The 9,805-nt window shown below is 61.5% G+C and carries 8 protein-coding genes and 1 tRNA gene; 3 read left to right on the forward strand and 6 right to left on the reverse strand.

The genetic code is table 11. The annotated features are described in order from the left end of the window. The 3 genes from HP499_RS15655 to HP499_RS15665 form a co-directional block, all read right to left on the reverse strand. The coding region (locus HP499_RS15655; protein WP_172325157.1) for an ABC transporter ATP-binding protein at nucleotides 1-572 on the reverse strand (572 nt) is incomplete at its 3' end. A 206-nt stretch (nucleotides 573-778) separates the two neighbouring features. Continuing rightward, complete coding sequence (gene otsB / locus HP499_RS15660) at nucleotides 779-1,576, reverse strand: trehalose-phosphatase (RefSeq protein WP_172325158.1); 798 nt, start codon at nucleotides 1,574-1,576, stop codon at nucleotides 779-781. After that, nucleotides 1,566-3,065 carry a trehalose-6-phosphate synthase gene (locus tag HP499_RS15665; RefSeq protein ID WP_172325159.1) on the reverse strand — a complete coding sequence of 500 codons (1,500 nt, stop codon included), beginning with the start codon at nucleotides 3,063-3,065 and terminating at the stop codon, nucleotides 1,566-1,568. The genes otsB and HP499_RS15665 overlap by 11 nt, the downstream gene beginning before the upstream one ends. Nucleotides 3,066-3,241: 176 nt before the next feature. Between HP499_RS15665 and HP499_RS15670 the strand changes: the two genes are divergently transcribed. Next, complete coding sequence (locus HP499_RS15670; protein ID WP_172325160.1) at nucleotides 3,242-4,120, forward strand: thioredoxin domain-containing protein; 879 nt, start codon at nucleotides 3,242-3,244, stop codon at nucleotides 4,118-4,120. A 193-nt stretch (nucleotides 4,121-4,313) separates the two neighbouring features. Next, nucleotides 4,314-4,390, forward strand: a tRNA-Thr gene (locus tag HP499_RS15675). Nucleotides 4,391-5,001: 611 nt separating this feature from the next. Here the strand turns inward: HP499_RS15675 and HP499_RS15680 are convergent. From HP499_RS15680 to HP499_RS15690, 3 genes are all read right to left on the reverse strand, one after another. Beyond that, nucleotides 5,002-6,132: an AAA family ATPase gene (locus HP499_RS15680; RefSeq protein ID WP_172325161.1), complete on the reverse strand. Its 1,131-nt coding sequence runs from the start codon at nucleotides 6,130-6,132 to the stop codon at nucleotides 5,002-5,004. A 477-nt stretch (nucleotides 6,133-6,609) separates the two neighbouring features. Next, nucleotides 6,610-7,092, reverse strand: a complete 483-nt coding sequence (locus tag HP499_RS15685) for a DUF2306 domain-containing protein (protein ID WP_172325162.1) — start codon at nucleotides 7,090-7,092, stop codon at nucleotides 6,610-6,612. Nucleotides 7,093-7,120: 28 nt separating this feature from the next. Next, nucleotides 7,121-8,029: a helix-turn-helix domain-containing protein gene (locus HP499_RS15690; RefSeq protein WP_172325163.1), complete on the reverse strand. Its 909-nt coding sequence runs from the start codon at nucleotides 8,027-8,029 to the stop codon at nucleotides 7,121-7,123. Nucleotides 8,030-8,267: 238 nt separating this feature from the next. Between HP499_RS15690 and HP499_RS15695 the strand changes: the two genes are divergently transcribed. Next, nucleotides 8,268-9,656 carry an MFS transporter gene (locus HP499_RS15695; protein WP_172325164.1) on the forward strand — a complete coding sequence of 463 codons (1,389 nt, stop codon included), beginning with the start codon at nucleotides 8,268-8,270 and terminating at the stop codon, nucleotides 9,654-9,656. Nucleotides 9,657-9,805: the final 149 nt, after the last annotated feature.

Raw genomic sequence — 9,805 nt, forward strand, 5'->3', positions numbered from 1 at the left:
TAAACCGTGGTGACGCCGAGGCGGCGGGTCAGGGATGCGATCTGCGTACGGGTCTGGACGCGGAGCTTGGCGTCAAGGTTGGAAAGCGGCTCATCCATGAGGAAGACCTGCGGGTTACGGACGATTGCACGGCCCATGGCAACACGCTGGCGCTGACCACCGGAGAGTGCCTTCGGCTTGCGGTCCAGGTACTGCTCAAGGTCAAGAAGCTTGGCGGCTTCGCGAACACGCTCGGCGCGCTCTTCCTTGGAGACGCCGGCGATCTTCAGTGCGAAGCCCATGTTGTCCGCAACAGTCATGTGCGGGTAAAGGGCGTAGTTCTGGAAGACCATTGCGATATCGCGGTCCTTCGGCGGAACGTCAGTGACGTCGCGGTCGCCGATCAGGATGCGGCCTGCGTTGACGTCCTCAAGGCCTGCGAGCATGCGCAGGGAGGTGGACTTACCGCAACCGGAGGGTCCAACGAGGACCAGGAATTCGCCATCGGCGATGTCGATGTTGAGTTTATCGACGGCGGGCTTATCTGTGCCCGGGTACAGACGCGTAGCGTTATCAAAAGTAACTGTAGCCACAGTTATCAATCCCTTCACCGGCAGGTACGTGCCGGACGATCCGTTGTGAATGGTTCATTTTCTTCAGTTGAACTCCCCGGCCAATGGCCGGGGAGGATCATGTGACGTCGCACGGTACTGTGCGTCACATCACATCCAAGAGTATGTCAGACTTTTGGACTTACTACCTAAATGTTACGAACGTCACATGTTGCGCTGGTCACCCTCTAAGCCTCGGCGGTGACCCGCCGACGCTCCCTCAACAGGGCTTCAAGCAACTCCGCCACGTGCACCGGAGCCTCCACCCTGTACTGGGCCTGGGTGAAGTCCAAGCCCACCTTGATGCCCACGTCATCACCCAAAAGGCGGCCCAGGGCGTCCTCGTCCGTGACGTCGTCACCCGCGAACAGGATGGCCGTGGCTCCTGTTGCCTGCCGGAGGAACTCAATCGCTTCACCCTTGGATGCGTGGACAACGGAGGTCTCCAGGACGCGTTTGCCGGTTTTGAGGTAGACCCCCGGATGCTCGCGGAGCACCCGCATGGCGGCCTCGACGGCGTCTTCCGCGACGTCGTCGTCGGCCATCCTCGTGTGGAGGACCACGCCGGCAGGCTTGTCTTCGAGCAACGTCCCCGGAGCGATGTTCACAATTTCCGCGAGCACTTCACGCACTGCGGCCAGCTTGCTCCGCTGCTCATGGTCCAGTTCCAAGCCCAGGGATCCTTCGCCGAGCCAGACCTCGGCCCCGTGGCTGCCGATCAGCAGCGTATCGGCCGGAGGTGTGGCGACCAGCCGCAAACTGTCCAGTGCCCGGCCCGAGATCAGTGCCGTCGTCGTGCGTGGAAGTTGGGCGAGAGCAGCCAAAGCTGCTGCCGAACGCGGGAGGGGGCGCGCGTCCTCCGCATGGTCCACGATCGGGGCGAGGGTGCCGTCGAAATCGAGTGCCACCAGCAGATGCTCCGTGCCGGAAATGCGCCCGACGGCTTCAAGCAGCTCCGGCGATAATGAAAGCTTCTCAGCTGTCATCACGGACCACCTTCTCCTCCAAAGCAGCCAGGAACTCAGCTGACCAATGATCAACATCGTGATCCAGGATCTGCTTGCGCATCAGCTTCATACGGCGGCGGGCTTCCTTCGGGGGGAGGTTCACGGCACGCAGGATGGTTGATTTGAGGCCATCGATGTCGTGCGGGTTGATCAGGAAGGCCTGCTTGAGCTGGTCTGCCGCACCGGCGAACTCACTCAAGACCAGCGCGCCGTCATCCTCGGAACGCGCCGTGACGTATTCCTTGGCCACGAGGTTCATGCCGTCGCGCAGCGCGGTGACCAGCATGACGTCCGCGGCAAGGTACAGCGCCACCATTTCCTCCACCGGATAGCTGTGGTGCAGGTAGCGGACGGCAGTGTTCTGGATGGTGTCGTAGGTGCCGTTGATGTGGCCCACGGTGCCCTCGATCTCCTCGCGGAGCAACCTGTACTGCTCCACGCGTTCCCGGCTGGGGCTCGCCACCTGGATCAGCGTGGCGTCCTCCACCTTGATGTGGCCGTCCGCGAGGAGTTCCTCGAAAGCCTTGAGCCGGTGCCGGATGCCCTTGGTGTAGTCCAGCCGGTCCACACCAAGGAGGATGGTCTTGGGATTGCCGAGGTCCTTGCGGATCTGCTGCGCGCGCTCAATGATCTCCGGCTTCGTAGCGAGCTCGCGGATCTGGGCGACGTCGATGGAGATGGGGAAGGCCTGCGCCCTGGCGATGTGCGTTACCTCGCCGTCGGGACCCTTGACGTGGACCTGCTGCTGCTTGACGCTGGCACCCAGGAACCGGCGGGCGGACCGCATGAAGTTACCGGCGTCGCTGGGCCGCTGGAAGCCCAGGAGGTCCGCGCCGAGGAGGCCATCAATGATTTCACGGCGCCACGGCAGCTGGGCGAAGATTTCCGGCGGCGGGAACGGGATGTGGTTGAAGAAACCAATCTTGAGGTCCGGCCTGGTTTCGCGCAGCAGGCGCGGAACCAATTGGAGTTGGTAATCCTGCACCCACACGGTGGCGCCATCGGCGGCATGGCGGGCGACGGCGTCGGCAAACTTCCGGTTGACCTTGCGGTACGAGTCCCACCAGGTGCGGTGGAATTCAGGTGGCGCAATGACGTCGTGGTATAGCGGCCAAATGGTCGCGTTGGAGAAGCCCTCGTAGAACAGCTCCACATCATCGCTGCTCAACTGGACCGGGATGAGGTCCATGCCTTCGTGGCTGAACGGGCGCACCGTCTCGTCCGGGGCGCCATGCCAACCCACCCACGCGCCGTCGGACTTTGTCATCATCGGCGCGAGCGCCGTCACAAGTCCACCGGGCGAACGTCGCCAGCCGTCGGCGCCGTGACCGTTGTCGTCGCTGATGCGGTCAACGGGCAGCCTGTTGGAGACCACCATGAAGTCGAACTTGGTTGCCGTGGGCTTCTTGACTGGAGAAGCCCGAACTACTTCTTCGGTCTTGAGTTTTTCGCTTGCCAAATCCTGCATTAATGCTCCCTGGGGTTGCTGTGACTCAACTCCCAGCCTACTAGCGGAATCTTCCATGGCACTTGATCGTTCAACAACCGGGCAAGAGGGTCTGCGGCGGATCTTCAAGTTTGCTCCCGTAAACTGACCCCGTTGCCCTAGCTATGCCCTATGACGTCGAATACCCCGAGGAACTGATGAGCCCCGCAAACGAACAACGCCTGTCCAAGGCTGAACGCACCGCCCAGGCACGGGAAAAGGCGCGCGCAATCCGCGAAGAGCAGTTGAAGAAGGAAAAGCGCAACAAGCTTCTGGTCGGCTGGGGCATTGTGGTTGCCGTTGTGGTCATCATCGCCTTGGTGGCGTTCGTGGTGATCGGCCAGGCGCAGAACAACGCGCCTATCGCCGATCAGGGCCCGACGCCGGCAAACGGCAACGTCCACGGTGGAGTGACACTGCTGGCCAACAGCGAAGTAGTCAAGTCCGAGCCGGCCACCGTCAACGTTGCCGACGTTCCCTCGCCTGCAGCCACCCCGCCTGCCACCGTGACGGTCCCGGGCGGCGAAGCTGAAGCCGGCAAGCCCGTCAAGGTCATTGCCTACATCGACTTCATCTGCCCCGTCTGCAAGCGGTTTGAAACCACTTATGGTGAGTCGCTGACCAACCTCCGCAACGAAGGCAAGATCTCCCTCGAGTACCGTCCCCTCGGATTCCTGGACCGGCAGTCCACCACCAACTACTCATCCCGCGCGGCCAACGCTGCTGCGTGCGTTGTGAACTCTTCCCCGGAAAAGTACGCGGACTTCTTCAACCTGCTCTTCGAACGTCAGCCGGCTGAGGGCGGCGCGGGCATCTCCGACAACGACCTCAAGAAGATGGCCACCGAAGTCGGCGCAGCCAACATCGACTCCTGCATCGACAGCAAGCAGTTCCGCCCGTGGGTGAAGGTTGCCACCCAGGAAGCTGCTGCAGTCGGCATCACCGGCACGCCCACCGTGTTCATCGACGGTAAGCAGTGGGACGGCAGCACGGACCTGAACGCTGAAATCCAGACGGCAGTTGACGCCAAGGGCTAATACCCGCGGAATGTACGACGGCGGCCGGTCACCCTTTTTCCCGGGTGGCCGGCCGCTGTTGTTCGGTTTGTCCCGGCTGGTCCGGGTTGGCTTGGCTGGTCCCGGGTGGTCCCGGTGAATTTCGTTGACGGGGATGGTCTGGGCTAACCTTATCTAGCGCTCTTTCGCGCAGTGCTTCGGGTGACCGGAGCGTGCCTCCTTAGCTCAGTTGGTCAGAGCACCGCTCTTGTAAAGCGGGGGTCGTCGGTTCGAATCCGACAGGGGGCTCCACGAACCCCTCCATTCCGGCGATTTTGCCCGGAACGGAGGGGTTTTTTGTGTCTGACATGCAGGGCGGGACGCGCTTTCTGCAGGGCGGTCGGAAGGTTTCAACCGATTCCGATGGATACCCGGAACAACATCTGTGCCGGCTGTGACTCCGACGCCTCGAAGCACCAGGAATGCAGAGGCAGTGTGCGAAGGGCCGCCAAGTGCCGGACTGTTCTGAGCCAGTGAATGGGACCGCCTGATGGGAAGGTCCAGCCTCCGATTGGCACTGGGCACATTACGCGTTTCCGCATAGCTGGTGCGAGGCCACGCGAGAGACCAGACCTGAAGCTGTCAGTGATCTACGACCTCAAAAGGGGTAGCGGTACGACGTAGTACTCCTTGGCTTTGCTGTTGGTGAGGAACGTGTTGCAGCGGGTTTGAGCTTCCCCCTCTGATGTGAACCGCAATGCTTGGTTCTCCCTGGGGCTCCATTCGTCTCCTGGACGGTTGGGGTGCAGGTAGTAGTAAAACTGCAATCCGTTATCGAGACGGACGACAATTCCCCACGCCGCTGGCTTCCGCTTTCCCAATTCTTTCCTTTCTACTGCGCGCAGAGCGCTACAGCGTGGCTCTCAGTGTTTGGGGTGCTGCAGCCGAAGTCCATAAGCGGGTGTGTCGCGGAGGAATTCGCGGAATGTCGGGACGGCGAAATCGACGTATCCCCGGCTTGTTGTTTCGATGACCCCAGCAGCCAATAGCCGAAGCCGGTATTGGCCGCCGTATACGGCGTTGACGCCCAAACGCTCCGCAATTGTTGTGGTGCTGGACGGGCCATCGTCTTCAGCCATGGCCAGCAGGTACGACTGATCGACATCGGAAAGAGCCGAGTAGGCAGACTGCAGGACGGTGGCACCCATGCGACGGCGGGCTTTCTGTACTCCGGCAGCCAGCGCCTCGTCGGTGACTACCGCCCCTGATTTTCTGGCTTGACTCCACACGTGGTAGCCGACGAGCTGGATCAGGAATGGGTAGCCGCCCGTCGCTTCGGCCAGCTGCCGGAGATGTTCGTCGCTGATATTCACGCCGCTTTCCGAGAAAGTATCCCGGAAGGCTTCGGCGACCTCGTCTATCGAGGTCCTGTGCAGGTCGTACTTTTCGGCGCGGCGAAGGAAGGTGGAGACGCCTTCGTTGAGCAGGTCTTCGACAGACTTCGGCAGACCAGCAAGGACCAGGCCAATGGGAAGACTTTCGCGGATCAGATGTTGGACGACCGCTGCGATTTCGGAGAGTTCGGTCCGGTCCACGGCATGAATCTCATCGATGCTGATCAGCAACCCGGTGTCCTGCTCGCTCAACTTCTCCAGCAGTTCGGTAATCTGCCGCCGCCAGTGAACCTCACGCGCAGCCGGAAGCTGTGTATCCACGCGCAGGATTCCGAGCGTCACCCCGGTAACCCGGCGGCCGCCAGGGCCGTCCCCGAGCTCTTCAGCCGCGGCGCGGACGGCGCTGCCGATGCGGTCGACGAGTCCGGCCGTGGCGGTTTCCGAGATGACAATCCAGCCGTGCTCGATGGCTTCGTCTTCAATTTCCCCCAGCATGACGGTCTTGCCGATGCCGCGGGGGCCGGTGAAGATAGAGAGCAATCCGGGGGCGCCGGGACCATTCTCGATGCTCTCTGCGAAATCTTGGCGCATGTCATCCCGGTCGATAAGAAGCGGTGGGCGGGCACCAGCTGTCGGTTTGAACGGGTTTTTCGCTGCCACTTTTACACTCCTATAAATTTTTTAAAGTCTTTATATTTCTTATAGTAGTGCGTAGTAGGAGACGGGTCGAGAGGTCTCTGCAATGGCACGTTCACACCCGATCAACGGGATAACCCCGTGAGGCTCATGACTGACGGTAGGGTGAGCCGCATGCGCAGTTACCTGACTCGAATCGTCAGCGATACCTACGAGGGTTCCGGCACGTTCACGTCCGTTGCCTATGATCCCGCGACGGGACTCCTTTACACTGCTCGTCAACTTGTCCGGGGTCGCGCTCTAACAACCAGTGGTAGGCGATCATTTCGCCCGCCAAACCGAGTGCGTTGCGCTCCTGACCGGCGGCATCTAGCCTGTCGATCGTCGCTATGAGGTTGGGCCACAGAATTGTTTGATCCAATGGCTTTGGCGGCTGCTGAGGAATCTCGGTGGCGACTCTTTGGATGGACATTGCTTGACCAACCCAATCGCTGTTCGGCGCTACTGCCCCGTTGCAGTTTTCGCGCGAAGGTTCATGAGCCCGGCGATGGTCAGGCCGGCTGAAATCGCCAGTGCTGCTACCCAGAGGGTGAGGCCGGCGAGGTCGTGGACGGCCATTTGGGGGAGCCGTCGATCCGGGACCGCTACGACGCCGACGAACGCCCCGAGGAGCCCGAAGTAGCTGCCGGTCATGAAACGCTGATGGGCACGGATGTTGCCGCGGCGGACTGTGACCAGACCCATCGTGAGGGTGCAGAACGTCAGCACGGACAGGGCATGAAGCCAGTTGAACCCGCCGTCGATGGTCCGGATCCCGAAGGAGGTCAGGACCACAACGTACATGGCCGCCGCCCAGATGCGGCCCAGGGTCTTGTGCGCTGAGCTGCCCTTGTTGCGGCGAAGCAGGTTCACGGCACCGAAGATCAGGGCGTAGCCCGCTGCGATGGCATGCAGGGCGATGAGTAAAGTCCACGGCGAGGGCATAGGGGCAGCCTAGCGAAGTCGGAACGGACTATCGGCACTGTGTCGGCGTGGATGGTCTTAGCTCCCGGGACAAGCTGCGTGGCTCTTCGGAGACCACATCGCCGGCGGCCAGCAGTTGAAGTGCTTCCGCGGCCGGCGTCCCCGGGTCTGCGGCGTACATGAGGATTCTGTGGCCGGATTCATCGGGAGGTGTGAGGACCTCGAAGTTCAACTTCAGATCGCCCACCTCCGGGTGGTGCATGTGCTTCAACCCGGACATGCAGTTCTGCACAGGGTGCCGAGCCCACAATTTCGCGAACTCCTCAGTCTTCAAGGTGAGCTCACCTACCAAAGATGCGAGTTCAGGGTCATCCGAGGCCCGGCCGGCGACGAGCCGCAGTGATGACACTGCACGCGTGGCTTCCTCCAGCCACCGTGAGTAAAGTTCGCGGGTGTGCTGGTCAAGGAACAACAAACGAGTCATGTTTGGCCTTGTTGCAGCCGACTTCGGTGCGTCGAAGTCCAAGTGCCCGGCAACCAGGCGATGGCCAAGCCGGTTCCAGGCAAGCACCTCGCTGCGGCGTCCCAGCACGATGGCGGGGGTGCTGGCCATTGACTGAATAAGGCGGAGCGTCCCTGTCCTGGCCTTGTCCGGCTTCGTCACGGTGCGGCGTTTGGCGGGGCGGGCGCGGGCAAGATTGAACAGGTGGGCCCGCTCGTCAGTGTTGAGATTCAGGGCCCGGGCAATCGCATCAATGATGGCATCAGAAGCGTTGTTACTGAGGCCCTGCTCCAGGCGGGTGTAGTAGGTATTGCTGACTCCGGCGAGCATTGCCAGTTCCTCCCGCCGGAGACCTGGTACGCGGCGGATGCCGTAATTCAAGAGGCCGACGTCTTCCGGCTGCAGCGACGCCCTTCGGACTCGAAGGAACTCCCCAAGTTCACTCACCATAGTCATGTTCACCATTCTGCCGGTCCCCGCCGGCAGTGTCCTGTCCCTGTCAGGGGTAGGCAGGAGGGGGTGTGGTTGATCCGGGCACATGCGTAGACCGTTGGAGCTGTGAAGAAAGCCGCCAACGAGGCGGATACAGCTCCAGCAAAGGATCACCTAAATGAGGACCCAACCGGATGTCACCAAAGGCACCAGCCTTCCATCTGCCACCGACCCTGAACCCCAATCGGACTCGAAAAGGCAGATGACCGGCCGGCAGCGCCTAGCGCTCATTGTCCTGCTCGCGGCGAGCTTCACCCTCGCTGTCGACTTCTCCATCCTCAACGTAGCCCTTCCAGCCATCGGCGCCGACGTCGGCTTCAGCTTGGAGAACCTCCAGTGGATCGCAACGGCGTTCGCGCTCTGCGCAGCGGGGCTGACTCTGCTGTTTGGCCGTGTGGCAGACATCGCCGGGCGGCGAAAGATGTTCATTATCGGCATGGCCTTGCTTGGCGTGGCGTCGCTGGCCGGCGGATTGGCTGCCGACCCGGCCTTGTTGCTCATTGCACGCGTGGGACAAGGCGTCGCGACGGCCATAGTCGTTCCCGCTGCCCTGTCCCTGTTGCTGGCATCCTTCCCGGAAGGCCCGCTGCGCGATAAGGCACTGGGACTTAACGGATCACTCATGGCCGCAGGCTTTACGACGGGCGCTATCCTCGGCGGACTGCTGACGGACCTGCTGAGCTGGCGGTGGGCGTTCTTCATTAACGTGCCTGTTGCCATCGCAGTACTGGTTATCGCTCCCATCGTCCTTGCCGAGAGCAAGCCCACCACGAAGTTGAAGCTGGACGTTCCGGGTGCTGTCACCGTTACCCTCGGCCTTCTGGCCCTTGTCTTCGGTTTGACGAACGCCGCCGAGCACTCCTGGACCAATCCATTGACTTTGGGCTCCCTCGCGGCAGCCGTTGTGCTCTTTGTCGCCTTTGTGGCGGTCGAACGCCGGGCAAGCTCGCCGCTGGTACCGCTGGAGATCTTGAAGCGCTCCACTGTCGCCTGGGGAAACATCGCCGGCATCCTGGCCTTCGTCACTGAAACGTCCCTGGTGTTCTTGCTGACGCTGTACCTGCAGCAGGTTCTCGGCTACACCCCGCTCGGTGCAGGATTGGCCTTTGCGGTCCTCGGTCTCGGCACGGTGCTCGGTGGCGTGGTCGGACCAAAGGTGATTGGAAAAATCTGCAACAAGAAAGCCATTGTCTACGGATTCATAGTCCAAGCCATTGCGACCGGCGCCCTCGTCCTGCTCAGCGCAGACCCCGCATCCATCGGTCTGCTGCTGGTCGCCACCTTCATTGGTGGTGTAGCCAACCTCGTAGTCATCGTCGGATTCATGGTCACCGCTACCTCGGGGCTGCCCGATGAAGAACAAGGTTTGGCCACCGGACTGGCAACCATGAGCCAGCAGATCGGCATCACCATGGGCATCCCGATCATGAGCGCCATCTTCACAGCTCAAATCCTCAGCATCGGGAACAACGAGGCCCCAGCCGTCCTCAGCGGTGTCACAACCGCCATCTGGATCAACGCTGGCCTTTGCCTTCTCACCGCACTGGTTGTGGGGCTGTTTCTACGCAAGCCGGCGCTGTCCACCAACTAGCCCTACAGGCAGAAGCTCTGCACGACGACTGCGGGGAGGGGGTCTTCCAGGGACCTCCCCCGGTCGTGGAGCAAGAGCAGATGAAAGACGGAGCAGAACAACGAAAAGTTCTTGGGTAAGACGGCTGAAGATGGGAATGAACGTACCGG

The sequence above is a fragment of the Paenarthrobacter sp. CM16 genome, from assembly GCF_013179505.1.
Taxonomy (GTDB): Bacteria; Actinomycetota; Actinomycetes; order Actinomycetales; family Micrococcaceae; genus Arthrobacter.